At 65.0% G+C, this 24,498-nt stretch carries 25 protein-coding genes; 14 read left to right on the forward strand and 11 right to left on the reverse strand.

Going from position 1 to position 24,498, the window contains the following annotated elements; translation table 11 throughout:
* Positions 1-39: 39 nt before the first annotated feature.
* Positions 40-1,368 (reverse strand): MFS transporter, encoded by a 1,329-nt coding sequence (locus tag BJA_RS00740; protein ID WP_038966639.1) that lies wholly within the window; start codon positions 1,366-1,368, stop codon positions 40-42.
* A gap of 181 nt (positions 1,369-1,549) precedes the next feature.
* On the opposite strand from BJA_RS00740, the gene cyoA reads away from it, so the two are divergent.
* From cyoA to BJA_RS00775, 7 genes are read left to right on the forward strand one after another with little or no spacing between them, the layout of a single operon-like run.
* Positions 1,550-2,710 (forward strand): ubiquinol oxidase subunit II, encoded by a 1,161-nt coding sequence (gene cyoA, locus BJA_RS00745; protein ID WP_011082981.1) that lies wholly within the window; start codon positions 1,550-1,552, stop codon positions 2,708-2,710.
* A gap of 11 nt (positions 2,711-2,721) precedes the next feature.
* Positions 2,722-4,719, forward strand: a complete 1,998-nt coding sequence (gene cyoB / locus BJA_RS00750) for a cytochrome o ubiquinol oxidase subunit I (RefSeq protein WP_011082982.1) — start codon at positions 2,722-2,724, stop codon at positions 4,717-4,719.
* Positions 4,720-5,349 carry a cytochrome o ubiquinol oxidase subunit III gene (cyoC, locus tag BJA_RS00755; RefSeq protein ID WP_011082983.1) on the forward strand — a complete coding sequence of 210 codons (630 nt, stop codon included), beginning with the start codon at positions 4,720-4,722 and terminating at the stop codon, positions 5,347-5,349.
* Positions 5,346-5,726 (forward strand): cytochrome o ubiquinol oxidase subunit IV, encoded by a 381-nt coding sequence (cyoD, locus tag BJA_RS00760; protein ID WP_011082984.1) that lies wholly within the window; start codon positions 5,346-5,348, stop codon positions 5,724-5,726. The genes cyoC and cyoD overlap by 4 nt, the downstream gene beginning before the upstream one ends.
* Positions 5,723-6,583, forward strand: coding sequence for an SURF1 family protein (locus tag BJA_RS00765; protein ID WP_011082985.1), 861 nt, complete (start codon positions 5,723-5,725; stop codon positions 6,581-6,583). The genes cyoD and BJA_RS00765 overlap by 4 nt, the downstream gene beginning before the upstream one ends.
* Entirely contained in the window at positions 6,555-7,952 is a 1,398-nt protein-coding gene (locus BJA_RS00770) for an ATP-binding protein (RefSeq protein ID WP_028175152.1), read from the forward strand. The genes BJA_RS00765 and BJA_RS00770 overlap by 29 nt, the downstream gene beginning before the upstream one ends.
* A complete protein-coding gene (locus BJA_RS00775; RefSeq protein WP_011082987.1) occupies positions 7,942-8,475 on the forward strand; it encodes a response regulator transcription factor in 534 nt (177 codons plus the stop codon). Before BJA_RS00770 ends, BJA_RS00775 begins: the two co-directional genes overlap by 11 nt.
* Before the next feature lie 242 nt (positions 8,476-8,717).
* Here the strand turns inward: BJA_RS00775 and BJA_RS00780 are convergent, their stop codons facing one another.
* The 5 genes from BJA_RS00780 to BJA_RS00800 form a co-directional block, all read right to left on the reverse strand.
* Complete coding sequence (locus tag BJA_RS00780) at positions 8,718-9,506, reverse strand: CarD family transcriptional regulator (RefSeq protein WP_161532582.1); 789 nt, start codon at positions 9,504-9,506, stop codon at positions 8,718-8,720.
* A gap of 344 nt (positions 9,507-9,850) precedes the next feature.
* Positions 9,851-10,189 (reverse strand): ferredoxin FdxA, encoded by a 339-nt coding sequence (gene fdxA / locus BJA_RS00785; protein ID WP_011082989.1) that lies wholly within the window; start codon positions 10,187-10,189, stop codon positions 9,851-9,853.
* 132 nt (positions 10,190-10,321) lie between these two features.
* Positions 10,322-10,579 carry an RNA-binding S4 domain-containing protein gene (locus BJA_RS00790; protein WP_074076385.1) on the reverse strand — a complete coding sequence of 86 codons (258 nt, stop codon included), beginning with the start codon at positions 10,577-10,579 and terminating at the stop codon, positions 10,322-10,324.
* A 21-nt stretch (positions 10,580-10,600) separates the two neighbouring features.
* Complete coding sequence (locus tag BJA_RS00795) at positions 10,601-13,972, reverse strand: helicase-related protein (protein WP_011082991.1); 3,372 nt, start codon at positions 13,970-13,972, stop codon at positions 10,601-10,603.
* A 777-nt stretch (positions 13,973-14,749) separates the two neighbouring features.
* Positions 14,750-15,559 carry a DUF3108 domain-containing protein gene (locus tag BJA_RS00800; protein ID WP_038966645.1) on the reverse strand — a complete coding sequence of 270 codons (810 nt, stop codon included), beginning with the start codon at positions 15,557-15,559 and terminating at the stop codon, positions 14,750-14,752.
* A 531-nt stretch (positions 15,560-16,090) separates the two neighbouring features.
* Here BJA_RS00800 and rpmB point away from each other — a divergent pair.
* Positions 16,091-16,399, forward strand: coding sequence for a 50S ribosomal protein L28 (gene rpmB / locus BJA_RS00805; protein ID WP_011082994.1), 309 nt, complete (start codon positions 16,091-16,093; stop codon positions 16,397-16,399).
* A 239-nt stretch (positions 16,400-16,638) separates the two neighbouring features.
* Here rpmB and BJA_RS00810 read toward each other — a convergent pair whose 3' ends face one another.
* Positions 16,639-17,361, reverse strand: coding sequence for a DUF3644 domain-containing protein (locus tag BJA_RS00810; protein WP_011082995.1), 723 nt, complete (start codon positions 17,359-17,361; stop codon positions 16,639-16,641).
* A 21-nt stretch (positions 17,362-17,382) separates the two neighbouring features.
* Between BJA_RS00810 and BJA_RS00815 the strand changes: the two genes are divergently transcribed.
* From BJA_RS00815 to ftsZ, 3 genes are all read left to right on the forward strand, one after another.
* Entirely contained in the window at positions 17,383-17,700 is a 318-nt protein-coding gene (locus BJA_RS00815) for a hypothetical protein (protein ID WP_011082996.1), read from the forward strand.
* A 185-nt stretch (positions 17,701-17,885) separates the two neighbouring features.
* On the forward strand, positions 17,886-18,503 hold the full coding sequence (locus BJA_RS00820) for a hypothetical protein (RefSeq protein WP_162494183.1): 618 nt from the start codon (positions 17,886-17,888) through the stop codon (positions 18,501-18,503).
* Between the two features lie 89 nt (positions 18,504-18,592).
* Complete coding sequence (gene ftsZ, locus BJA_RS00825; RefSeq protein ID WP_011082998.1) at positions 18,593-19,852, forward strand: cell division protein FtsZ; 1,260 nt, start codon at positions 18,593-18,595, stop codon at positions 19,850-19,852.
* Between the two features lie 213 nt (positions 19,853-20,065).
* On the opposite strand, the gene BJA_RS00830 is transcribed toward ftsZ, so the two are convergent.
* On the reverse strand, positions 20,066-20,614 hold the full coding sequence (locus BJA_RS00830) for a hypothetical protein (protein WP_236842158.1): 549 nt from the start codon (positions 20,612-20,614) through the stop codon (positions 20,066-20,068).
* A 183-nt stretch (positions 20,615-20,797) separates the two neighbouring features.
* On the opposite strand from BJA_RS00830, the gene BJA_RS43530 reads away from it, so the two are divergent.
* Complete coding sequence (locus BJA_RS43530) at positions 20,798-20,920, forward strand: hypothetical protein (RefSeq protein ID WP_256380412.1); 123 nt, start codon at positions 20,798-20,800, stop codon at positions 20,918-20,920.
* 10 nt (positions 20,921-20,930) lie between these two features.
* On the opposite strand, the gene BJA_RS00835 is transcribed toward BJA_RS43530, so the two are convergent.
* The 3 genes from BJA_RS00835 to BJA_RS00845 form a co-directional block, all read right to left on the reverse strand.
* Complete coding sequence (locus BJA_RS00835) at positions 20,931-21,209, reverse strand: DUF1488 domain-containing protein (RefSeq protein WP_011083000.1); 279 nt, start codon at positions 21,207-21,209, stop codon at positions 20,931-20,933.
* Positions 21,210-21,494: 285 nt separating this feature from the next.
* On the reverse strand, positions 21,495-21,791 hold the full coding sequence (locus BJA_RS00840) for a hypothetical protein (protein WP_011083001.1): 297 nt from the start codon (positions 21,789-21,791) through the stop codon (positions 21,495-21,497).
* Positions 21,784-22,080: a hypothetical protein gene (locus tag BJA_RS00845; RefSeq protein WP_011083002.1), complete on the reverse strand. Its 297-nt coding sequence runs from the start codon at positions 22,078-22,080 to the stop codon at positions 21,784-21,786. Before BJA_RS00845 ends, BJA_RS00840 begins: the two co-directional genes overlap by 8 nt.
* Before the next feature lie 406 nt (positions 22,081-22,486).
* Between BJA_RS00845 and BJA_RS42575 the strand changes: the two genes are divergently transcribed.
* Together BJA_RS42575 and BJA_RS00855 are read left to right on the forward strand one after the other, a co-directional pair.
* The gene (locus BJA_RS42575) at positions 22,487-22,834 is read left to right on the forward strand and encodes a hypothetical protein (RefSeq protein ID WP_193373140.1); all 348 of its coding nucleotides are present in this window, start codon (positions 22,487-22,489) and stop codon (positions 22,832-22,834) included.
* A 230-nt stretch (positions 22,835-23,064) separates the two neighbouring features.
* On the forward strand, positions 23,065-24,402 hold the full coding sequence (locus tag BJA_RS00855; protein ID WP_028175825.1) for a DUF2235 domain-containing protein: 1,338 nt from the start codon (positions 23,065-23,067) through the stop codon (positions 24,400-24,402).
* Positions 24,403-24,498: the final 96 nt, after the last annotated feature.

Consider the following 24,498-nt stretch of genomic DNA (forward strand, 5'->3'; position numbering starts at 1 on the left):
GCCATGCGCCTTTGCCCACCCTACAAGCTCCGCGCTTGACTAAGCGCCCGCGTCCATGTCGCCCGCCTCGCGCTGGCCGCTGAGCCAGAGCGCGAGCAGCGTCCAGAACGCGCCCGAGAGCAGATACGCACCCGAGGCGATGACGCCGAGATTGGTGGCAAGCAACAGCGCGACCAGCGGCGCGAAGCCGGCGCCGAACAGCCAGGCCATGTCAGAGGTCAGCGCCGAGGCCGTGTAGCGATACGCCTGCTTGAAGTTCGAGGCGATCGCGCCCGAGGACTGGCCGAACGACAGGCCGAGCAGGATGAAGCCGATCACCATGTAGATGGTCTCGCCGAACGCGCCGGCGTCGAGCAGCTGCGGAGCGAAGCCGCTGTAGATCGCGATCGCGATCGCCGATCCCATCAGCAGCGACTTGCGGCCGACGCGGTCGGCGATGATGCCGGAGGCCACGATCGCGGCGACGCCGAACACGGCGGCGACGATCTCGATGATCAGGAAGCGCACCGGGCTTTCGCGGGTGAACAGGAACACCCAGGACAGCGGAAACACCGTGACCATGTGGAACAGCGCAAAGCTCGCCAGCGGCGCGAATGCGCCGAGCATGATGTTCTGGCCTTCGCGCGCGACCGTCTCGGAGATGCGCGCGGGCTGCAATTCACGGGTCTCGAACAGCGTCGCGTATTCTTCCGTCGTCACCATGCGCAGGCGCGCGAACAGCGCCACGACGTTGATGGCGAAGGCGACGAAGAACGGATAGCGCCAGCCCCAGTCGAAGAAATCGTCGGCCGAGAGGTTGCCGGCGAAATAGGCGAACAGCGCGCTCGCCACGATCAGCCCGAGCGGCGCCCCGAGCTGCGGCACCATCGCGTACCAGCCGCGCTTGGAGGGCGGAGCGTTCAGCGCCAGCAGCGAGGCCATGCCGTCCCAGGCGCCGCCCCAGGCCAGACCCTGCGCGATACGCGCCAGCGCCAGCAGCCAGATCGCCGCAACGCCGATCTCGGAATAGCCGGGCAGGAACGCCAGCGCCACGGTGGCGGTGCCGAGCAGGAACAGCGCCGAGACCAGCTTGGCCGTTTTGCCGTACTCACGGTCGACCGTCATGAAAATGACGGTTCCGATCGGCCGGGCCATGAAGGCCAGCGCGAAAATCATGAAGGAATAGAGCGTGCCGGTCAGTTCGCTGGTGAACGGAAACACCAGGCGCGGGAACACGATCACCGAGGCGATCGCGTAGACGAAGAAGTCGAAGAATTCCGAGGTGCGGCCGATGATGACGCCGATGGCGATCTCGCCGGGACTGGCCTGGTCGTGGCCGTGCTCGCCCGAGTGGAGGTCTGCCATTGCAGGGGTCTGTGCCGTCGCCATTCGTGCGCCCTTAACGTCCTGAAAACCAAAGCCGACCGCCCGGCGGGGCGCCAGGCAATCCGGGCCTGTCTGGCCCAACATTCCGCACTGCAACATTGGACAAATTGTCCAATGTCCGGATTGCTGCGCCGCAGCTACCCGTTGGCCCCGCAAAGGAAACTCATTCTCAAAGGCTCGGCCCGTGTCCCGTCTCAAGATCCTGGCGCTGCTACCCTTGGCAGCCGCGCTCAGTGGCTGCAACTACGTCGTGCTGGCGCCAGCCGGCGACATCGCTGCCCAGCAGCGCGACCTCGTCATCATCTCCACCGTCCTGATGCTCCTGATCGTCGTCCCCGTGATGGCACTGACGGTGCTGTTCGCCTGGCGCTACCGCCAGTCCAACACCTCGGCCCGCTACGAGCCGGATTGGGACCACTCGACCAAGCTCGAGCTGGTGATCTGGTCGGCGCCGCTGCTGATCATCATTTGCCTGGGCGCGCTGACCTGGATGGGCACGCATCTGCTCGACCCCTATCGCACGCTCGGCCGCATCCACGCCGACCGCGCCGTGGACCAGTCCAAGGCCCCGCTCGAGGTCGACGTCGTCGCGCTCGACTGGAAGTGGCTCTTCATCTATCCGGACTACGGCATCGCCACCGTCAACGACCTGGCGGCGCCGGTCGATCGCCCGATCAACTTCCGCATCACCGCCTCCTCGGTGATGAACTCGTTCTACATCCCCGCGCTCGCCGGCCAGATCTACGCGATGCCGGGCATGGAGACCAAGCTCCACGCCGTCGTGAACCACACCGGCACCTACAAGGGCTTCTCGGCGAACTACAGCGGCGCCGGCTTCTCCGGCATGCACTTCGACTTCCAGGGCCTCGACGACAAGGGCTTTGACGCCTGGATCGCCAGCGCCAAGTCCGCCGGCGGCTCGCTCGGCCGCGCCGAATATCTCCAGCTCGAAAAGCCGAGCCAGAACGAGCCGGTGCGGCGCTACGGCACCATCGATACCGATCTCTACCGCCTGATCCTCAACATGTGCGTCGAGACCGGCAAGATGTGCCAGAGCGAGATGATGGCGATCGACGCCAAGGGTGGCCGCGGCCATGAGGGCCTGAACAACACCCTGCCGCTCGCCTACGACAAGTACGCCCGTCGCGGCACCGCGCTCGGGCCCGAGCCGACCTTCGTCGCCGGCACCTGCACGCCGGATGCGCCGCAGGGCCAGACCACCGCGTCGATCAAGGCGCCGGCCGACACCGCGCCGCTGCTCGGCGCCGGCCTGAAGCGGCCGACCTTCACGCCGCTCAAGTCCTCGTCCTTCTTCCTCGGACAGCGTCCGAAGTCAGACTCCTAAAGAGAGCTCGCATGTCTCCTGATCTTCTCAAGCTCATCTTCGGCCGGCTCGGCCTCGAGTCACTGCCACTGCACGAGCCGATCGTCGTCGGCACCTTCGTGGTGGTCGCGCTCGGCGGCGCCACGCTGCTCGGCGGCCTCACCTATTTCCGTCTCTGGGGCTACCTCTGGCGCGAATGGTTCACCACGGTGGACCACAAGCGCATCGGCATCATGTACATGATCCTCGGCATCGTGATGCTGCTGCGCGGCTTCGCCGACGCGCTGATGATGCGCGGCCAGCAGATGCTCGCGTTCGGCGGCTCCGAAGGCTATCTCAACGCCCATCACTACGACCAGGTCTTCACCGCCCACGGCGTGATCATGATCTTCTTCGTGGCGATGCCGCTGGTCACGGGCCTGATGAACTACGTCGTTCCGCTCCAGATCGGCGCGCGCGACGTGTCGTTCCCGTTCCTGAACAATTTCAGCTTCTGGATGACGGTCGGCGGCGCGGTGCTGGTGATGGCCTCGCTGTTCATCGGCGAGTTCGCCCGCACCGGCTGGCTCGCCTATCCGCCGCTGTCGAACATCGGCTACAGCCCTGATGTCGGCGTCGACTATTACATCTGGGCGCTGCAGGTCGCCGGCGTCGGAACGACGTTATCCGGCATCAACCTGATCTGCACCATCGTCAAGCTGCGGTGCCCCGGCATGACCATGATGAAGATGCCGGTGTTCACCTGGACCTCGCTCTGCACCAACATCCTGATCGTCGCCTCCTTCCCGGTTCTGACCGTCGTGCTCGCGCTGCTCTCGCTCGATCGCTACGTCGGCACCAACTTCTTCACGAACGATTTCGGCGGCAGCCCGATGATGTACGTGAACCTGATCTGGATCTGGGGCCATCCCGAGGTCTACATCCTGGTTCTCCCCGCCTTCGGCATCTTCTCGGAAGTCACCTCGACCTTCTCCGGCAAGCGCCTGTTCGGCTACACCTCGATGGTCTACGCCACGGTGGTCATCACCATCCTGTCGTATCTCGTGTGGCTGCACCACTTCTTCACGATGGGCTCGGGCGCCAGCGTGAACTCGTTCTTCGGCATCACCACGATGATCATCTCGATCCCGACGGGCGCGAAGATGTTCAACTGGCTGTTCACGATGTATCGCGGCCGCATCCGCTACGAGCTGCCGATGATGTGGACGATCGCCTTCATGCTGACCTTCGTGCTCGGCGGCATGACCGGCGTTCTGCTGGCGGTGCCGCCGGCCGACTTCGTGCTGCACAACAGCCTGTTCCTGATCGCGCACTTCCACAACGTGATCATCGGCGGCGTGGTGTTCGGCGCGTTCGCCGGAATCAATTATTGGTTCCCGAAGGCGTTCGGCTTCAAGCTCGATGTGTTCTGGGGCAAGCTGTCGTTCTGGTTCTGGGTCGTCGGCTTCTACCTCGCCTTCATGCCGCTCTATGTGCTCGGCCTGATGGGCGTGACCCGCCGCCTGCGCGTGTTCGACGATCCGTCCTTGCAGATATGGTTCGTCATCGCCGCGATCGGCGCCGGCCTCGTCTTCCTCGGCATTCTCAGCATGCTGATGCAGTTCGCGGTCAGCTTCCTCAAGCGCGAGCAGCTTAAGGACGTCTCCGGCGATCCCTGGGACGCGCGCACGCTGGAATGGGCGACCTCCTCGCCGCCGCCGGACTACAACTTCGCCTTCACCCCCGTCGTTCACGACAATGACGCGTGGTGGGACATGAAGAAGCGCGGCTACCAGCGTCCGCTCATCGGGTTCAAGCCGATCCACATGCCGAGCAGCACCGGCACCGGAATCATCCTCGCCGGCTTGGCAACCGCGATGGGATTCGGCCTGATCTGGTACATCTGGTGGCTGGCCGCCGCGAGCTTCATCGCGATGCTCGCCGTCGGGATCGGTCACACCTTCAACTATCACCGCGACTTCGACATTCCGGCTGACGACGTCATCCGGACCGAGGACGCGCGCACCAAACTGCTCGCCGGAGCCAAGTAAATGACTGTCGCTGTCAATCCCTCGCAGACCGGCGAGCCGGTCTTCTATCTCGCCGACGAACACCCGCATCCGGAAGGCTACAGCACCTCGCTCGGCTTCTGGATCTACCTGATGAGCGACTGCCTCATCTTCGCGATGCTGTTCGCCGCCTTCGGCGTGCTCGGCGCCAACTACGCCGCCGGCCCCGCGCCGAAGGACCTGTTCGACCTCGACCTGGTCGCGGTGAACACCTCGATGCTGCTGCTGTCGTCGATCACCTACGGCTTCGCGATGTTGACGATGCAGCAGAACAAGATCGCGCAGACGCAGATGTGGCTGGCGATCACCGGCCTGTTCGGCGCCGCCTTCATCGGCATCGAGCTGACCGAGTTCGCCCACATGATCCATGAAGGCGCAACGCCCCAGCGCAGCGCCTTCCTGTCCGCCTTCTTCACCCTGGTCGGCACCCACGGCCTGCACGTCAGCTGCGGCCTGATCTGGCTGGTCACGTTGATGGTGCAGGTCTGGAAGTTCGGCCTGATCGAAGCCAACCGCCGCCGCCTGATGTGCCTGTCGATGTTCTGGCACTTCCTCGACGTGGTCTGGATCGGCGTCTTCACCTTCGTCTATCTCCTGGGAGTTCTGCGATGAACACCGATACCCACGCCGCTCACGCGGGCGACCATCACCACGACGACGGCCACGCCCACAGCACGTTCTCGGGCTACATGCTCGGCTTCGTGCTCTCGGTGGTGCTCACCGCGATCCCGTTCTGGCTGGTGATGAGCGGCACACTGCCGAGCAAGCAGATCACCGCGCTGGTCATCATGGCCTTCGCGGTCGTGCAGATTGTCGTGCACATGATCTACTTCCTGCACATGAACACGAAATCCGAGAACGGCTGGAGCATGATGGCGCTGATCTTCACCATCGTCATGGTGGTGATCGCGCTGTCCGGCTCACTGTGGGTGATGAACCACCTCAACAGCAACATGATGCCGATCCACCAGATGAGCGGAATGAAGTGAGCGAATTGGGGACCGTGACGAGCAAGGCAGGACGGGCGCGCCGTAAGGCTGCGCGCCCGTCCTTCTGGCTCACGGTCCTCTCGCTCACGGCCTTTGCCGCTCTGATCGCGCTCGGCGTCTGGCAGATCGAACGCCGCGCCTGGAAGCTGGCGTTGATCGACCGCGTCGAGCAGCGCGTCCATGCCCCGGCCCAGCCGATCCCCTCGCCCGCTTCGTGGCCTGCGGTCTCCGCCGCAAGCGACGAATACAGGCATGTCACCGTCGCCGGCCGCTTCCTGCATGACCGCGAGACGCTGGTTCAGGCCGTCACCGAGGAAGGCCCCGGCTATTGGGTGCTGACGCCTCTCAAGCGCGACGATGGCACCCAGGTCCTGATCAATCGCGGCTTCGTGCCGCCCGAGCGGCGCGAGGCATCGATGCGCCGGAACGGCAATCCGGACGGCGAGGTCGAGATCACCGGCCTGCTGCGCATGACGGAGCCAAAAGGCGGCTTCCTCCGCAACAACGTGCCCCAGCACAACCGCTGGTACTCGCGGGATGTCGCCGCGATTGCGGCGGCGCGCGGCCTCCACGATGTCGCACCCTTTTTCGTCGATGCCGATGCCGGATCACAAACCGCCCAAGGCCCCATCGAGGGCCCCATCGGCGGATTGACCGTGATCCGCTTTCCCAATAACCACCTGATCTACGCGCTGACGTGGTTTGCCCTGGCGTTCATGCTGGCCGGTAAACTTTTCGTCACATTCGGCGGCGGGCTGTTCCGCCGCGGGCGCTTCGTCCACGAACCGGCCGGCGGCTCCGATGCTGCCGCCCGCAGGACGGGATCAGATGCTGGAACGATCGTCGAACAGACCTGACGACGGAAGAACGCCTCCCCAGGCGTTTGGCGAGCTCGCCGTCACGCTGCAATCGCAGGCGGACGCGCGCAGCGAGCTGATCGGCGCTGCGCCGACCGACGACGAGACCAACCGCAAGAACATGGCGTTGCTGATCCAGCTGCGCTGGACCGCGGTGGTCGGCCAGATCGTGACCATCGGCGGCGTGCATTTCTGGCTCGGCATCCCCCTGCCGCTGGAGCGGATGGGCGCCGTGATCGGCGCGCTGGTGCTGCTCAACGTCTCGAGCCTGGTCTGGGTGCGCCATCGCGCCGCGATCTCCAGCAACGAGCTGCTGGTCGCCTTGATGCTCGACGTCGCCGCGCTGACCGCGCAGCTCTATCTCAGTGGCGGCGCCACCAATCCGTTCACCTCGTTATTCCTGCTCCAGGTGACGCTGGGCGCGGTGCTGCTCGATGCGCGCTCGACCTGGTCGCTGGTGGCGCTGACCTGCGCCAGCTTTGTCTGGCTGACATTGGCGTACCGGCCGCTCGACCTGCCGCCGAACCCGATCAGCGAGGCCTACAGCCTCACCGTGGCCGGCATGCTGTTGGGCTTCGTGCTCAACGCCGTGCTGCTGGTCGTGTTCGTCACCCGCATCAACAGAAACCTGCGCGAGCGCGACGCGCATCTGGCGGCGCTGCGCCAGCATGCGGCCGAGCAGGACCACATCGTCCGCATGGGCCTGCTAGCATCGGGTGCAGCGCACGAGCTCGGCACCCCGCTGGCCTCGCTCTCGGTGATCCTCAGCGATTGGCGCCGCATGCCGGATCTCGCCGCCGATCAGGAACTCGCCGAGGATCTCGCGGAGATGGAGACCTCGCTGCAACGCTGCAAGTCGATCGTGACGGGCATCCTGGTGTCGGCGGGCGAAGCGCGCGGTGAAGGTTCCTCGCCGACGACGGTGACGGCCTTCGTCACCGCACTGGTCGATGAGTGGCGCAACGCCCGTTCGGCGCGCACGCTCTATTTCGTCAACACGTTCGGCGAGGACGTCGCGATCGCCTCGGACGTCGCGCTGAAGCAGGTGATCTTCAACGTGCTCGACAACGCCTATGAGGTCTCGCGCGACTGGGTCGAGCTTCTGGCCGAGCGCGAGGGCGACAATCTCGTGCTGTCGATCAGCGACCGCGGCCCGGGCTTTGCGCCGGAGATGCTGGCGCAGCTCGGCAAGCCCTATCACTCAAGCAAGGGCCGCGCCGGCGGCGGGCTCGGCCTGTTCCTGGTGGTCAACGTTGTGCGCAAGCTCGGGGGCAGCGTAACCGCCGAGAACCACAGGAAGCGCGGCGCCACCGTCCGCCTGACCCTGCCCCTCGCAACGCTCGCGATCGGAGGCAGCTTTGACGCCTGACCGTTCGCTCATCGTCGTCGAGGACGATGAAGGCTTTGCGCGCACGCTGAAACGCTCGTTCGAGCGCCGCGGCTACGATGTCGTGCTCGCCGGTTCGATCGAGGAGGTGCGGAAAGTGCTGGAGGAGCGATCCTTCGGCCACGCCGTGGTCGATCTCAAGCTCGGCGGCGCTTCGGGCTTGGCTTGCGTCGAGCTGCTGCACACGCACGACGAGGAGATGCTGATCGTGGTGCTAACCGGCTTTGCCAGCATCTCGACTGCCGTCGAGGCGATCAAGCTCGGCGCCTGCCACTATCTGGCCAAGCCGTCGAACACCGACGACATCGAGGCCGCCTTCAACAAGGCCGAAGGCAATGCCGAAGTCGCGCTCGATGCGCGGCCGACATCGATCAAGACGCTGGAATGGGAACGCATCCACCAGACCCTGATCGAGACGGATTTCAATATTTCGGAGGCGGCGAGGCGGCTCGGCATGCACCGGCGGACGCTGGCGAGGAAGCTGGAAAAGCGGCCGGTGAAATGAGGCAAGGCCTCCTTCTCCTCGTCGTCCTGGACCAGCGAGCAAAGCGAGCGCCGATCCAGGACCCATCACCACAGGCTGCGGTTTGACGAAGGCTGTAACTCCGAGCCGTCGCAGCAACTCAAACCTGGGGTAATGGGTCCTGGCCTTCGCCAGGACGACGCTTGGTATGACCCTGCCCCCAAACAAAAAGCCCGGCCGCAAGGCCGGGCTTTTGATCTGTTGCGATCGACGCGACGTGGCGCTTACGCCGCCTCGTCGGCGACGGTGGTGTCGTCGCCATCGGTATCGTCGGCATCGCCCTCGGCATCCGCCTCGCCCTCGGTGGCTTCCGCCTTGGCGTTGCGGCGCGGGCTCTTGGCGAGCTGGGCCTCGATCTCCTTGACCGCTTCGGTCTCGGTCGAGTGCTGCACCACCGCGATCTCGCGGGACAGACGATCGAGTGCGGCTTCATAGAGCTGGCGTTCAGAGTAGGACTGCTCGGGCTGCGACTCGGAGCGATAGAGGTCGCGCACGACTTCCGCGATCGCGACGATATCGCCCGAATTGATCTTCGCTTCGTATTCCTGGGCGCGGCGCGACCACATGGTGCGCTTGACGCGGGCGCGGCCCTTGAGCGTTTCCAGCGCCTTCTTCACCAGCGCGGGCTCGGACAGCTTGCGCATGCCGACGTTCGCGACCTTGGCGGTCGGAACGCGCAGCGTCATCTTGTCCTTGATGAAGTTGATGACGAACAGCTCGAGCTTCGCACCGGCGATCTCCTGCTCCTCGATGGCCAGGATCTGGCCGACGCCGTGAGCGGGATAGACGACGAATTCGTTGGCCTTGAAGCCCTGGCGCTGGGTCACGACCTTCTTTTCCTCGACCTTCGGCGCAGCAGCCGCCGGCTTCACGGCCGGCTTGGCAGCGACAGGAGCCTTGGCAGGAGCAGCAACAGAGGCCTTCGGCGCAGCGGGCTTGGCAGCGGGAACCTTAGCAGCAGCAGGCTTGGCAACGGTCGCTTTCGCGGCCGGTTTGGCAGTCTTGTTAGGCATTGCGCTTCTTTTGTTCTTCGAGGACTTTGCAGCCGGCGCCTTAGTCGCGGTCCGACCCTTGGATGCGCTACGGCTGGCCGCGGCGACTTTTTTGGCCTCCTTATGGGAAGCCCTCGCTGAAGTACTCTTTTTACGCGTTTTCTGTGACACAGCCTGCGCGCGGAAACTGCCACGCCCCTGTTCGACATTTGGTTTCACGGGAACCCAGAGGGGCCAACGGGGCTGACGGGGTTCGGCTTAATGTGCCCAATATAGCACATTTCCCGCAAAAATCAATGATTTAGGGGTCTTTAGGCCTGGTTTTCGGCGCGAACGAAGGTATTAGGGTTAAGTTTGGGTCCGAATTAGTCTCCGGAGCCGGGGTTCGGAGAAAAATATTTCTCGAACTTGCCCTCCATACCGTCGAATTCCTTGGCGTCGGCGGGTGATTCTTTCTTTTGGGTGATGTTCGGCCAGCTCTTGGCGTAGTCGGCGTTGACCGAAAGCCACTTTTCCAGGCCCGGTTCCGTGTCCGGCTTGATGGCGTCGGCGGGGCATTCCGGCTCGCACACGCCGCAGTCGATGCATTCGTCAGGATGGATGACGAGCATGTTGTCACCCTCGTAGAAACAGTCGACCGGGCAGACCTCGACGCAGTCGGTGTACTTGCACTTGATGCAGTTTTCAGTGACGACGTAAGTCATCCAACGCTCCGAAAAGCTCTTTTAAAAGTCGCGGCTTGCGTAGCGCGGATGGCCCGGCGCCGCAAGGTCGGGGACGGCCGATCATGACGGCTTTGCGCGATTGATCGACCAAGAAATGAATTCAAAGCGCAATTAATTGCGCTTTCCTTCGCCGAGCTCCTCGTAGAGCACGCGCGCCGAGGCGGCATCGCCGCGGCGCTCGTTGAAGGCTATCACTTTCAACACGCGCACGGTGCGGTCGAGCGCGATGGTGAGCACGTCGCCCACCTTGATCGCATGCCCGGGCGAGGTCTCGCGCGTGCCGTTGACGCGGACATGGCCGGACTCGACGAGTTCAGCCGCGGAGGTGCGCGCCTTCACCACCCGCGCGTGCCACAGCCATTTGTCGATGCGCTGCCGCTCGGTCGTAGGCTACTCCTTGCGCCCCGCGAGCTGCTCCTTCAGCGCAGCGAGCTTTGCGAAGGGCGAATTGGGATCGACCGGCCGATCGCGCTCGCGCGGGTTCGCGCTCGAGGCGTAGGGACGCAGCGACGGCCCGCCTTGGCGGTCACGGCCCTTGTCGCGGTCGCGGCCACGATTGTCGCGACCCTTGTCGCGATCGCCGCCGAACTTGCCCTTGTTGCGATCGCGATCCTTGTCGCGATCCTTGCCCTGGAAGCTGCGGTTCTTGTCGTCGCGCCCCTCGGGACGCGGCGCGCCGTCGGCACCGCCTTCGCGGCCTTTGCGGAAATCTTTCCGATGCCCGCCATGGCGATGACGCTCGCCGCGCTTCTCGCCGTCGGCGGCTTGCGCGGCCTCGCCTTCGGCGGGCGCAGCACCCGCCTCGGCGCCCGCCTGCGGACGCGGCTGATGATGACGCTGATGGCGATGGCGCTCGTGGCGCGGCTTGCGATCCTCGTGACGGCCGCCGGGACGCCAGACCTCGACGAGCTCCGGCTCGGCGGGCGCGGCAGCGGCCTCGACCGGCGCTGCGGCATCGGGCGATGCGGCAGCTTCGACAGCGGCAGCTTCAGCGGGCGCGGCTTCAAGGCCGGCAGCCTCGGTGGGCGCGGCGGCCTCTTCGGCCGGCGGCGCGATGCCGGGAGCATCTTCGGGCGTGACGGGCGCCTCTAGCGATGCTGCGAGCGCCGGTTCTTCGGGCGCGGGCTCGTCGTGCTGCTCCATGCCGGGCGCGTCTTCGACGGTGACGGCTTCGGCAGCGACTTCGATCGGTGTGTCTGTGGCGACAGCGTCCTCGACCGGCGTTTCGGTCGCAGACGTCTCGGCGGGAGCCTCTGCGCTGGACGCTTCCGCAACGACCGCTACAGGCTTCGGCGGCAGCGGCGGGCGCTTCTCCATGCGATAGCCGAGCGCGCGCAGCACCGAGGCGAAATCCTCGCCCGCAGAGCCCGTGAGCGAGGTCATCGCCTGGGTCACGATAAAGCTGCGGCCGTCGAACGCGCCGGCGGGCTTTTCGCCGGGCGAGTTCTCGCGCCAAGCCAGCGCCGGGCGGATCAGGTCGGCAAGGCGCTCCAGGATGTCGACGCGCACAGCGCGCTCGCCGGCCTGCTTGTAGCCGAGCACGCGATAGGCATCGCGCGGCAGAGCCTTGTCGACCGGGAACGAAGTGCGGCCCGAAGATGCCAGATGCTGCGCGCCCGAGAGCGAGGACAGATCGACATTGTCCTGCTTCAGCGCCCACAGCAGCGCGGCCAGCGCACGCGCGGCGGGCTTCAAGAGGCCGGGGAAATAGAGGTGATAGGCGCCGAAGCGGACGCCGTATTTGCGTAAAGTGGCGCGCGAGGGTTGGTCGAGATCCTTCAGCTCGTTGGCGATCCTGGGACGCTCGAGCACGCCGAGCGCCTCGACCAGCTGATAGGCGATGCCGCGGGCAATGCCGGTGACGTCCTCGGCCTTGGAGAGCTCGAACATCGGCCCGAGCAGCTTTTCGATATGCGTCTTGAGCCAGAGGTCGAGGCGCGCCTGCACCTTCTCGCGCGGGCTGCCGGTCAGGCGCTCGTCCGAGATGATGCGGATGCGCGGATGCAGCGCGTCCTCTGCGGCGGACAGCCGCGCCACGGCGTCGCCGGTCCAGCGGATGGTGCCTTCCGAGGTCAGCACGAACTGCTCGTCCGGCGCGTTGCCCAGCTTTTCGGCGCGCGCGTTGATCTCGCCGGCGAGCACCGCTTGGGCCGCAGCCTGCAAGGCTTTCGCATCGGAGCCGGCTTCCGCCGCATCCGGTGCAAAGGTGAAGCCATCGAGACGGCCGATGACATGGCCTTCGACGATGACTTCGCCGGTCTTGCCGATTTCAGTATTCAAGCTCGTGTTCTCCCGCAGGCGGCGCATCAATACACTGGTCCGGCGATCAACGAAACGCTCAGTCAAGCGTTCATGGAGCGCATCCGACAATTTATTTTCGACCTCCCGCGTAATCCCCTGCCAGTGTTCGGGGTCGGCGAGCCAGTCCGGCCGGTTGGCGACGAAGGTCCAGGTGCGGATCTGCGCGATCCGGCCCGACAGCGTGTCGATATCGCCGTCGATGCGGTCGGCCTGGTCGACCTGGGCCGCGAACCAGGCATCTGGAATGCGGCCCTTCTGCATCAGGAAGCCGTACAGCGTGGTCACGAGCTCGCCATGGGCCGCCGGCGACAGTTTTCGGTAATCGGGGACCTGGCAGGCCTCCCACAGCCGTTCCACGGCCAGCTTGCCATGTGCGGTATCGCGCACATCGGCGTCGCGGGCGACGTGGTCGAGCACGCGCATGTCCTCGGCGATCGGCGCGCGCGTCAGCGCCTCATGGCCGGGGGAGAGGTTCAGCGACACCTGGAGCGCGCCGAGCGAGGAGAAATCCAGCTTCGAATTGCGCCATTGCAGCATCTTCACGCTGTCGAAGGTGTGGTTCTGCAGCGCGTTGACGAGCTCGGGCTCGAACGGCGCGCAGCGGCCGGTGGTGCCGAACGTTCCATTTCGCGTGGCGCGGCCGGCGCGACCGGCGATCTGCGCGAATTCGGACGGCGTCAGGCGGCGGAACTGGTAGCCGTCGAACTTGCGGTCGGAGGCGAAGGCGACGTGGTCGACGTCGAGATTGAGGCCCATGCCGACCGCGTCGGTGGCGACGAGATAATCGACGTCGCCGTTCTGGAACATCGACACCTGCGCATTTCTGGTGCGCGGGCTGAGCGAGCCGAGCACCACGGCCGCGCCGCCATGCTGGCGGCGGATCAGCTCGGCGATGGCATAGACCTCGTCCGCCGAGAACGCGACGATGGCGGTGCGGCGCGGCTGGCGGGTGATCTTGCGGTCGCCGGCGAATTCCAGCTGCGACAGCCGCGGCCGCGTGATCATGGACACGCCGGGCAGAAGGCGCTCGATGATCGGGCGCATGGTCGCCGCGCCCAGCAGCAGCGTCTCGTCGCGGCCGCGACGGTTGAGGATGCGGTCGGTGAAGACGTGGCCGCGTTCGAGATCGGAGGCGATCTGGACCTCGTCCACAGCGAGGAAGGAGACGTCGAGATCTCTCGGCATCGCCTCGACGGTGGAGACCCAGTAGCGCGGGTTCTTCGGCTTGATCTTCTCCTCGCCGGTGATCAGCGCGACGCTCTCCACGCCCTTGCGATCGGCGATCTTGTTATAGACCTCGCGCGCCAGCAGCCGCAGCGGCAGGCCGATCATGCCGGAGGGATGCGCGAGCATCCGCTCAATGGCGAGATGGGTCTTGCCGGTGTTGGTCGGCCCGAGCACCGCAGTGACGCCCGCGCCGGGTGCGCGCTCGGAGGCGAAGGGGGAAGGGGGAAAAGCCATTCTGTACGATTAGGTAGTGCCGATTTCGGCGAATGTCAGTGCTGTTTGGGGCGGCGCGGCGGCCGGGCGCGATTAGGGCTAGGCGCGATGCGCTTGGAGGTCACCTCGCCCCGCTTGCGGGGAGAGGTCGGATCGCGAAGCGATCCGGGTGAGGGGGACTCTCCACGAACCAGCTATCACCTATTCCGTGGAAGCAGCCCCTCACCCCAACCCTCTCCCCGTAAGAACGGGGCGAGGGAGAAGAAGAAGCCGCCCGAACCTCGCGCAACTGTCTCACTTTGCGACGCTTTTCCCTGTGTCCTTAAGCTTCGGAACGACTCTAGAACGAATCGCGGCCGAATCGCTGACTCCCTGTTGAGTCCTGTTACGTTCACGCAACATGTCGCGGCACCCTGTGTTTGATTGCACTAGATGGAGTTTTGGGCTGCCGCACAAGCGACGTTTCGATGGCGGGTTCCTTAAAATTGGGGACGGCGCGGAGTCGAATCAGAATCGGGGAGGAGTCAAATGGATTCACGGATCGAGGGCGCCAAAACAAAAACTGCGAAAACAACCCCATGCACAGTAGAAACGGCGCGCGGGCGAAGGGCGGGGTGACGGCGGGTAAGGTGTTGGAGCTGCGTGCCGAATCGCTCCGCTCGTCATTCCGGGGCGCGACGCCAGTCGCGAACCCGGAATCTATCAGGCCGCAAGGTTCGCCTCACCATGGATTCCGGGTTCGCGCCAAGTGGCGCGCCCAGGAATGACGGAGGAATGGTAGCCCGTATGGCGCGGCCTTTACTGCGTCTTCGCGACCCGCGGCGGCTGGGCGGATGTGATGAAGCTGGTGGCTTCGAGCATCGCGGGGCCGAGCGGCGTCGGCACTTTCAGCCAGAACGGAACCAGGATGCGCGTGCCGGCGACCGGGGCGAAGGCGATCTCGATGTTGCGCTGGGCGGCGAGGTATTTGATCACGGGGCGGTCGGGGATGTAGCCGGCGACAGGCACGAAATAGAGCGCGCAGACCACGACCGGGCCGCGATAGCCCTTCTCCGCCTTCACGGTCTCCATGCGCTTGAAATCGAGTTTTAAGTCGTAGCGCATGCGGCCGTCGAACACCGGCGCTGCGTTGTGGCAGGCGTCCGGCGTGACAGGATCGCCGGTGCCGGGCACGCGCAACAGCGAGGCCGTCATCGGATCCCAGACGCCGCGGCGATGCGCCTCGGTGACGACGATACGATCAGGGTCGACCGGCGGCTCCGGCACGATGCCGAACTCCTTCACATTGCCCTTGTCGAGCGTGATGTGGATCTCTTCGGTCTTCTTCGAGGTGGTGGTGGAGGCCTGGTAGCCGGTCGCAACCAGCGCGCCGTTGACGACCCGGCCCTGCGAGGCGCCGGTGCCGGACCCGCCCGCGAACGACTTCAAGAGCCCCGTGGTGCCGCCGGAGGCGGCCGCGGCAAACACGTCGTCCTGGATGTCGATGTTCCAGGCGCCCCTGCCGACCGGAATGCCTGCCAGCGTCGCCTCATACTGCGCCTCGAGCTTGCCTTGCGCGGCGGCCGGCTTCGCCTCCCAGGCGAAGACCAGCCCGCACAGGGCCGCCATGGCCAACCGGGCGGCAGACCGCGGGCTGGCGATACGCGGCTTGGGCGCAAATCGGGAGGAAATGGGCACGAAACGATCCAATCGGGGCGCGACGGTTGTTACTTAAGCCAAAAACCGCGGCAAACAATGTGTTCGGGCGCAACAAGCGCGGAACTCCACCTGATACTTCGGGGGCGAATACGCCCTTTATGTGATGGTAAGGCACTTCAAACATTGCCGTTTTGGTGATCGAGGGTGGTAAGCTCTTGCCGCTTATTCCCCTGTCATGCCCCGGCTTGACCGGGGCATCCAGTACGCCGCGGCCCCTCGACTCCGGCCGCGCCGGCACGGAATACTGGATCGCCCGGCCAAGCCGGGCGATGACACCTATTGTGGGCATGGCGCCGGGCATGAATCCCGCCCCAAAAACTTGACGTCCCGCCGCTTCCCCCCTATACGTCCGCCGCTCCCTGCAAGGACAGAGAATTTGCCCCCGTGGCGCCCCGAATGGCGGCCGCAAGTCGTTGGGGGCTTAGATTGAGGATTTGTGACATGTCTCGCCGCTGCGAACTGACGGCCAAGGGCCCCCTCGTCGGCCACAAGGTCAGCCACTCCAACATCAAGACCAAGCGCCGCTTCCTGCCGAACCTCGTCAACGTGACGTTCATCAGCGAAGCCCTGGAGCGCAACGTGCGCCTGCGCGTCTCCACCAACGCGGTGAAGAGCGTGGATCACAATGGCGGCCTGGACGCCTTCCTGCTCAAGGCCAGCGCCGACGCCCTGTCGCCGCGCGCCCTCGAGCTGAAGCGCGCCATCCAGAAGAAGGTCGGCGTCACCGCGCCGGTCAAGAAGGCCAGCTAAGCGAATTTTCGAGTTGGGCGGGGGCTAAGTTGCGTCGCGTGGCGTAGGCTTAGCCAGTAGAGTTTGTGTAGCGGCCGGATCGAGAGATCCGGCCGTTTTTGTTTTAGGGATTCGAATGGCGAAGTGCTGGCGACGAGCGGAGCGTTGCTGGCAGATCGCGGCCGAGGTCGGCATCTTACCTCGCGTTCGAGGGCTATCTCTCGCTCGAACAACGTACTGTTTGATCGCGCCGCAACCCCTCAAACATAGTGCTTCACGATCTCGTCGAGGATGGCCGGGCTGTAAAATCGCTGCTTTGAGCTTTTCTTGTTCCGTGGATCGAGCAGACGGACGCGACAAAACCGCGGATCGTCCTCGAGGGGTCTGCGCAGCTTGTGAAATCGCTCGTTCTCTTTGAAGTCGGGTGTCTTCCGTAGCGCCTTGCAGAGCGTCCGGTAGTCCCACGGGTAGCGCTTCAGCATGTCCTCCTCGCTCAACGTCACCCGAATGGCATTGGGGTCGTTGGGGGAGACGATGACCGGCATCGCCTGCGCGTTGGAGTTCCGGACGAACCTCAGCTCGACCTCCACGCCGACGTTGAAGGGCTTGGCAGCCTCGAAGGGAAATTTCCGCTCCTGATCGGCCAACAGCTTTGCGAGCTTGCCAGCGGCGCCTTTGGTGTCGTCACCGAAGACCGTCTGTATGACTCCGGCCGGTGTCTCGAAGGCGACGGGCATCAGCGCGAACTGGTACTGTGACAGGTCGCAATCAAACCATTTCCTTGCAGCGAAAGCGAAGTTGCGCAGCGCGGCAGCGCCGACCTCCTGCACCCTCTTATGCAGGTCTCGGCCCACGTTGTGGAAGTGGATCGCGTTGTCCCTGATCTCCATCAGGAGCGAGATGTTCTCGATAGCGTGGTCATCAATCGAGTCCTGCGCGTACTGCCTCACGATGTTCGCCCCGGGCAGCACGCCGATGGTCATCGTGTTGCCCGGACCCAATTGATGCGATTGGTCCCGGATTATAGGTCGGAATTTTTTGAGAAGATGCTCGGGAAAGGAGACCTGCTGGCGAACTACTCTCGTTCAGTCTTCAAAAAAACCGGCCGTAAAGAGGTAACGCACGCTGTTTGGCAGGAAAACGTCGGACATTTTCAGATCAATCATTGGTTCAACCTCCGCCCGCACCCTTCGTTCGGTAGTCCATTAGATGGCTCGACCACCATTTACGAAATCGTGGCGAACGATTTCGATCTCGCCAGCCAAAAACGAGTTATGGAGAGTTGGATCTGGGGAGAACCTGGCAACGGAGACCATCCATAGCTGGGCTTCATCGTCACCCGCGGTAGTGGTGCCCTGCGATCCCAAGGCCGGCACGGCGACGCCACCCGTAAACCAGCACCGCGCGCGCGTTAACCATGCATTAACCAATGCACCCTAGCCTGCTGTGATCGTCCAGCCATCATTAGCTCGAAATGCCTTCCCGGTTCGCTCCAGGAGAAGCGCCGATGTGCGTTGCGTTGTTGACGTATGCCAATCTCAGTGCCCGCCTCAAGATCTCGCGCGAGGCCGCTCGTTCGCTGGCGAGACGTCGCCGGTTGCCGCGCTCGCGGTCGGATGATGGCAAGGCCCTGGTGAGCGTTGATCTCTCCGCGCTCCGGTACACGCCCCGCCCACGAAAGGGCCGCCGGGCAGACCCCGTCGATGCCTCCATGACAAAGATCGAGGCGTTGGAGCCATTTCCGTTCCGATGGAGTCGGAACGGGGCTCCAGATTCTTATTCTGACGCGTTTTCTTCACGCGAACCGGTATCCACTTCGCTCGAAAACGCTCTAGAGATCGGGGCCTTCAAGGCGGAGATCGCGCGGCTCGAAGACGTCGCAGCCGCCTACAGGGCCGTGTTCGAGCGCGAGCGTGAGCGTGCCGATCGCCTCGCCGTCGAGCTGACGCAGGCGGCCGCCGAGACGACGGCCGCCAATGCGTGGGCGGCGCGACTGGAAGACGAAGTGACGGCGCTGCGGAACGATCGCCGCCCTGGCGAGGCGATCGCGGGATACGCCGCGCGTCGATTGGGACATCTGGCCGCCTCCATCGTGCAAGCAGACCGCGCGGCTAGAACGCGATGAGATCAGGATGAATCGTCGCTTCAAGTTGTTGTTTGCGCACTCGAGACTTTCTTTAATCCCCGGCTTGCCGGACCAATCGCGAGGGAAAAATGGCAAGCAATACCGATATCCATGAAATGAAGGCCCGCATCGTCGTCTTCGGCGTCGGCGGCGCCGGCGGCAATGCCGTCAACAACATGATCACGGCCGGGCTGCAAGGAGTCGAGTTCGTGGTCGCCAACACCGACGCGCAGGCGCTGGCGATGTCGAAGGCGACGCGCCTCATCCAGCTCGGCACAACGGTCACCGCAGGCCTCGGCGCCGGCTCGCAGCCGGAATTGGGACGCGCCGCAGCCGAGGAGGTCATCGATACGATCCGCGAGCACCTGACCGGCGCGCACATGGTGTTCGTGACGGCCGGCATGGGCGGCGGCACCGGCACCGGGGCTGCACCGATCATCGCCAGGACCGCGCGCGAGCTCGGCATCCTCACCATCGGCGTGGTCACCAAGCCGTTCTACTTCGAGGGCCAGCGCCGCATGCGCTTTGCCGAAGCCGGCGTCGAGGAGCTGCTGAAGACGGTCGACACCCTCTTGATCATCCCGAACCAGAACCTGTTCCGGGTGGCCAGCGAGAAGACCACGTTCGCCGATGCCTTCGCCCTTGCCGACCAGGTGCTCTATTCGGGCGTGGCCTGCATCAGCGACCTCATCGTCAAGGAAGGTCTGATCAATCTCGATTTTGCCGACGTCCTCTCCGTCATGAAGGAGAAGGGCAAGGCGATGATGGGACGGGGCGAGGCTTCCGGCGAGAAGCGCGTGCTCGCCGCCGCCGTGGCCGCGATCTCCAATCCGCTGATCGAGAATCCCTCGATCAAGCGTGCCAGTGGCCTCATCATCTCCATCACCGGCGGCAGGGATCTCATGCTGTACGAGGTCGACGAAGCCGCGACCCGCATTCGCGACGAGGCCGATCCGGACGCCAACATCATCGTCGGCGCGTCGTTTGACGAAAGCCTCGAAGGCATCGTCCGCGTCTCGGTGGTTGCGACCGGAATCGATAATCTCGATCCGGCGCAGCAGGCGCTACCGGTGGAAACCGCCCTCACCCAGCTCGCCGGCAGGCTGCGCAACGACGGCCGTCGCATCGCCGATCGCATCGAGCGCAGTGCTCCCCTTCCGCAAGCGGCAAGCCCGCCGCTCCGCCCGCAGCCGCACCACCCCGTGGGGCCACCGGCAAGGCCGGGTCTGGACTATGCGCCGCAGGCGGCGCTTCAGCCGCTCGATCCTTACGGCCGCGCCCCTGCGCGCAATCTGCCCGACGAGGCCGCTCTCGATATCCCGGCCTTCCTGCGCCGCGCCGCCAACTGAGCGGTGGCGAGCGGGGGAGTTACCTGCTCGGCAACCAGCGAGCCCAACAACAGCTCGTCATCCCGGGGCGCGACGAAGTCGCGAGCTAGGATGCGCAATTGCGCACCTGAGGATCCATTTGGCCGCAGTGCGTGTTGAGGGATGGATTCCGGGTTCGCGCCAAGAGGCGCGCCCCGGAATGACGGCGTAGAGCGTGCGCAGCGCGCCGATGTTTCAAGCCGCCGTGCTGCGCGGGCTCTCGGCGGTGTCCTTCTTGTCCGTCTCCCTGTCGCGGGACAGCCACGCCGGAAAACGAAGCAGGCGCTCGTTGGTGTCCTTTGGCAGCTCGATGGGCGGCGCTTCAATGGCCGAACTCGGCAGGTCCAGCGCTGCCTGTCCGGTTCGCACCGCATCCGCGCGCTGATCCAGTTCGCGGAGCAGGGGATCGAGCACGCTGTCGATCTCGGTCGCCACCGACACCAGGAAACTATTGAGCTCGCGCGCTTCGGGCACAACCGCCGCAGCCTGCTCGATCGCCCTCGAGAGACCATCGACGACAGGCGCAAACGCGCCGGCGGCTTGCTTGATTCGCGTCTTGATCGCTTCGACCTCGCTCAAGACGCGCTCACGCTCACGCCTTTTCTTTTCCTCCGAAAGACGGGCTTCAATTTCGGCGATCTGGGCCGTCAGGGTCGTGGCTTCGGATGCAAGCGCATCTCGTCTTCCGCGCGCGCGATCGAGATCGCGGCTGAGATTGTCCACTAAGTCGTCCTTTCCGAACATGGCTTTGCTCCGTGGGACAGGCGCTTTGCCCTGTAGGACAGCCTTGGCGCGAACCGCCAGCCTCGCCACCGACCGGATGGCCGGATCGGCCGAAACAGGCATCAACCTCGGTCGCGTCACATGGGCCGACATGGTGATCCCCCATCGTCAACATTAGGCAACCGCATGGTTAACAGACGGTTAATGTCAACAGACGATGCGGCCATGGGGCGTGACGGCATCGGCAACGAGATCCCGAAGAACATCTCCAACGTCCCGAAGCTCCATCGCTGCCTGCGCAAGACGGACAAGTCGCAGCCGCGGTAGCCCGCCTCCCCTACCCCCGAAAATCAATGCTCCGCAGCACGATCCCCGGCGGCGTGCCCTCGAACTCGGTCGCGCGGTACTTGCTCGCGGCGCGGGCTTCGATGCGGTCGCGCAGGCGGGTGAACTGGGCTTCGCGCTGCTCGGGCCTCGCCTGCGGGCCGCGCTCGAGATAGTCCATCGCGGAGGTCGAGATCGCGCAGGCGATCTCCTTCGATCCGTCCTGCATCAGGAACTGGACGATGCCGCGGTCCTGTTCGTAGCCGACGAAGCGGCTGCTCGTGAGTGTCATGGCTTACTCCCTTACGCGATTGCACCTTGGCGGTCGCCGCGGGGCTTCGATGCCGCCGCGGCCCGCGAATTCTCCGACGTCGTCCCGGCCTGGTGCGCAATTGCGCACGGGAGCCAGGACCCATTATCCCGGTCAGCGTTGTGGAGGCACGCTGTGGCCGCGTTCGTTCACAATAACTCGGTTCGGTGGTTATGGGTCCTGGCTTTCGCCAGGACGACGGCTGTGTTCCAGATGCGCACTGCCGCTGCGGCGCTCCGGCCGGCCTTCAATTGCCGCCACTGAGCCTCAGCTGTCGCCACTGAGCCTGGCGAAATCGTCGAACAGCGCCGTCACCAGCGCGCGGTGGCGCGAGTCCTCGGTGGAGAGGCTGGCGGCATAGAGGTTGAGCAGATAGCGCGCCTTCACCGCGGCCTCGGGCCACGAGGTGGCGGGCACGGTCATCAGGCGGTTCTCGAGATCGGCCTCGCGCTCGCGCAGCTCCCGGACATTGTTCTCGACCTCGGCCAGCGCGCGGCGCAGGTCGGTCGCCTTCTGGGCGGCCATGCCGCGATGCCTGTCGAGATCCACCGGGACGTCAGTCATGGGCGACCCTCTGGGCGACGCTCGCCGGCGCGGCCTGCGCGTCCGCGGCCTGCGCGTCCGCGAGGTCGACCGAGCCGATCGACAACATTTCCGTCATGCCGGCGCCCCCGCTTTCGGCAGGCACCGTGATCATGGTGGCGATGCGGCGCCAGCACGGGAACGACAGGCCCTCGATCATCTCTTCGTCGGTGACGACGTCATAGCTGCCCGCGGGCAGCAACCGGTCGATGCCGTTGATGCGGAACGGATGCCTGAAGGTGACGGTTTCTCGTCGCGAACGGATGGTCATGGACGCCTGCCTTCCTGCGAGCGAAGCCCCAACCGACGCCGGCTGTGACAAGCATGCGCTCCCTGGGCGGATATAGCCAGCACTATCGTCGCCGCGCCGCGCGCGGCCGGGGCCGCGGGCTGCGGGCTGCGGGCTGCGGGCTGCGGGCTGCGGGCTGCGTTTTAGTCCTCGCTATTGGCGTAGGGCAGGCGTAGGCTCGCTCCCATCACCGCACTTCCTGCAACGGCATCGACCGGTGACTGAGGGTCACGTGCGCTCCCGCCGTAGGACCAGTTAGCGGAGCATGGTGTTGCCCTGCTCTGGCAGGAGCGTGCGATGTCGCGGTTTCGCGTCCCGGAATGGATCGTTCCACAGGTCGACGTCGCGCTGTTCCTTCTGCTCCTGGTCTGCGCGGCGGCCATCCTCAATGGCTAGGACAATGCGCGTGCCCTATCTCGTCAGCGGCACCAACGAATATGGCGGTTCCAATCTCGGCCGCGGCAGCGCCACCGTCGCGCTGCGGCTGGCACGGAAGCTGCTGCGCGAGGGCTACATGGACGTGCGCGTCTGCACGCCGCGCGGACGCGTGCTGCAATCCGACGAACTGGACGAACTCAAACCCCCACAGGAGACCGACGCCATGGCCAAGGGACAGCAACGCGGCAACCGCGAAACCAAGAAGCCGAAGAAGGACAAGACCAAGGTGATCGCCGCGGCCCCGAGCCGCAAGGACGCGGCTTGGCAGCCGGATTTCGGACCGGCGAAGAAGAAGTAGGGCTTCTTTCGCCTCTCCCCGCTGCGGGGAGAGGCCGGGATTTGCGCAGCAAATACCGGGTGAGGGGGACTCTCCGCGAGTCCAGCTCTCAGCTCCCTTGCGGAGACTCCCCCTCTCCCCGCAAGCGGGGCGAGGGAGCGCACCTTCGCTGCGGCAACCACCACCGTCTCCTCGCCGTCGCGCTTTTTTGCTATACTCGCCCCGGTAGCATTGCCGGGAGGGGCCGACCTGTGGAGCACGAGCGCAGAACCGAACCGAAGACCGAGCCGAAGCACCTCGTCATCTGCTGTGACGGCACCGGCAACGAGATCAGCGAGAACATCTCCAACGTCCTCAAGCTCTATCGCTGCCTGCGCAAGACCGACAAGACGCAGCCGCGGCAGATGGTGTTCTACGATCCCGGCGTCGGCACGGTGACGGAGCCGACGACGTGGCACCGCCTCAAGGCCAACGTCAATCTGGTGCTGGGGCTCGCCACCGGCTACGGGCTCGATGACAACGTGCTGTCGGCCTATTGCTTCCTGGTCGAGCATTACGCGCCGGGTGACAAGATCTACCTGTTCGGCTTCTCGCGCGGCGCCTATACCGTGCGCGTGCTGGCGGGGCTGATCCACAAGGTCGGGCTGATCTCGCCGGAGCAGGCGAACCTCGCAGGCTCGGGCCTCGTCGCCTACAAGCAATATTCCGGCTCGGGGCGCGGCAACGACATCGCGGACCTCAAGGACGTCGGCTCCGACGACGACGGGCCGCTGCCGCAGGACAAGTTCGACCTCGCCGCGCAGTTCGCGCGCATCACCTCCTCGCGCTGGCCGACCATCCATTTCATCGGGGTGTGGGACACCGTGGCGAGCGTGATCGTGCCGCGTCCCGACCGGCTGTACTGGCCGAGCTTCGAGGAGCTCGCCTTCACGCTGCGCAATCCGAGCGTGAAGATCTTTCGGCAGGCGATCGCGATCGACGAGCGGCGCTGCATGTTCCGCCTCAAGCAATGGCGGGAGCCGCAGGAATATTGGAGCAACCGCTTCGTGCCCGACGACAAGAAGGAGCCTCAGGACATCATGCAGGTGTGGTTCGCCGGCGTGCACAGCGACGTCGGCGGCGGCTATCCGGAGGCCCAGAGCGGCGAGTCGAAATATCCGCTGATCTGGATGATCGACGAGGCGGGAAAGGCCGGGCTGAACTTCAACCCGCGCACCGTGAACCAGCTCGCCTGGGGCGTCCATCGCAAGAACTCCCCGTTCCAGTACGTGCCGCCCGCCTACACCGGCAAGACCGGCGAATTGCACAATTCGATGACGGCGGCCTGGCGGCTGCTGGAATATTTGCCGAAGAGCGCGAAGTACAAGGAGTGGCCGGAGCGAAAGGTGTTTCTCGGCTTCTACATCCCCGATTGCGAGCCGCGCCTGATCCCCGAAGGCGCGCATGTGCACGAGAGCGTGGTGAAGCGGATGGCGGTGGAGCCGGACTACCGGCCGGTGAATCTGCCGAAGACGTACGAGACGGTGCCGATGCCGGTGCCGCCGCATGTGGGGGCCGCGGCGGAGACGGATGAGATGGTGACGGGGTGAGATGGAGCTGGCGCCGACGGCGGAGCGTGGGGCAACGCCGTCGCACCCCGCTACCGCCGCTTTCGCCATTCGCCGCTACTTTTCATTAAAATTCTC

It is taken from the genome of Bradyrhizobium diazoefficiens USDA 110 (assembly GCF_000011365.1).
GTDB lineage: Bacteria > Pseudomonadota > Alphaproteobacteria > Rhizobiales > Xanthobacteraceae > Bradyrhizobium > Bradyrhizobium diazoefficiens.

Coding starts and splice junctions, on each gene's coding strand:
- BJA_RS00740 (WP_038966639.1), bottom strand. CDS start 1,368: ATGGCGACGGCACAGACCCCTGCAATGGCAGACCTCCACTCGGGCGAG.
- cyoB (WP_011082982.1), top strand. CDS start 2,722: ATGTCTCCTGATCTTCTCAAGCTCATCTTCGGCCGGCTCGGCCTCGAG.
- cyoC (WP_011082983.1), top strand. CDS start 4,720: ATGACTGTCGCTGTCAATCCCTCGCAGACCGGCGAGCCGGTCTTCTAT.
- cyoD (WP_011082984.1), top strand. CDS start 5,346: ATGAACACCGATACCCACGCCGCTCACGCGGGCGACCATCACCACGAC.
- BJA_RS00770 (WP_028175152.1), top strand. CDS start 6,555: ATGCTGGAACGATCGTCGAACAGACCTGACGACGGAAGAACGCCTCCC.
- BJA_RS00780 (WP_161532582.1), bottom strand. CDS start 9,506: ATGCCTAACAAGACTGCCAAACCGGCCGCGAAAGCGACCGTTGCCAAG.
- fdxA (WP_011082989.1), bottom strand. CDS start 10,189: ATGACTTACGTCGTCACTGAAAACTGCATCAAGTGCAAGTACACCGAC.
- BJA_RS00795 (WP_011082991.1), bottom strand. CDS start 13,972: ATGGCTTTTCCCCCTTCCCCCTTCGCCTCCGAGCGCGCACCCGGCGCG.
- BJA_RS00800 (WP_038966645.1), bottom strand. CDS start 15,559: ATGGCGGCCCTGTGCGGGCTGGTCTTCGCCTGGGAGGCGAAGCCGGCC.
- rpmB (WP_011082994.1), top strand. CDS start 16,091: ATGTCTCGCCGCTGCGAACTGACGGCCAAGGGCCCCCTCGTCGGCCAC.
- BJA_RS00810 (WP_011082995.1), bottom strand. CDS start 17,361: ATGACCATCGGCGTGCTGCCCGGGGCGAACATCGTGAGGCAGTACGCG.
- BJA_RS00815 (WP_011082996.1), top strand. CDS start 17,383: ATGCGATTGGTCCCGGATTATAGGTCGGAATTTTTTGAGAAGATGCTC.
- BJA_RS00820 (WP_162494183.1), top strand. CDS start 17,886: ATGTGCGTTGCGTTGTTGACGTATGCCAATCTCAGTGCCCGCCTCAAG.
- ftsZ (WP_011082998.1), top strand. CDS start 18,593: ATGGCAAGCAATACCGATATCCATGAAATGAAGGCCCGCATCGTCGTC.
- BJA_RS00830 (WP_236842158.1), bottom strand. CDS start 20,614: ATGTTCGGAAAGGACGACTTAGTGGACAATCTCAGCCGCGATCTCGAT.
- BJA_RS43530 (WP_256380412.1), top strand. CDS start 20,798: ATGTCAACAGACGATGCGGCCATGGGGCGTGACGGCATCGGCAACGAG.
- BJA_RS00835 (WP_011083000.1), bottom strand. CDS start 21,209: ATGACACTCACGAGCAGCCGCTTCGTCGGCTACGAACAGGACCGCGGC.
- BJA_RS00840 (WP_011083001.1), bottom strand. CDS start 21,791: ATGACTGACGTCCCGGTGGATCTCGACAGGCATCGCGGCATGGCCGCC.
- BJA_RS00845 (WP_011083002.1), bottom strand. CDS start 22,080: ATGACCATCCGTTCGCGACGAGAAACCGTCACCTTCAGGCATCCGTTC.
- BJA_RS42575 (WP_193373140.1), top strand. CDS start 22,487: ATGGCTAGGACAATGCGCGTGCCCTATCTCGTCAGCGGCACCAACGAA.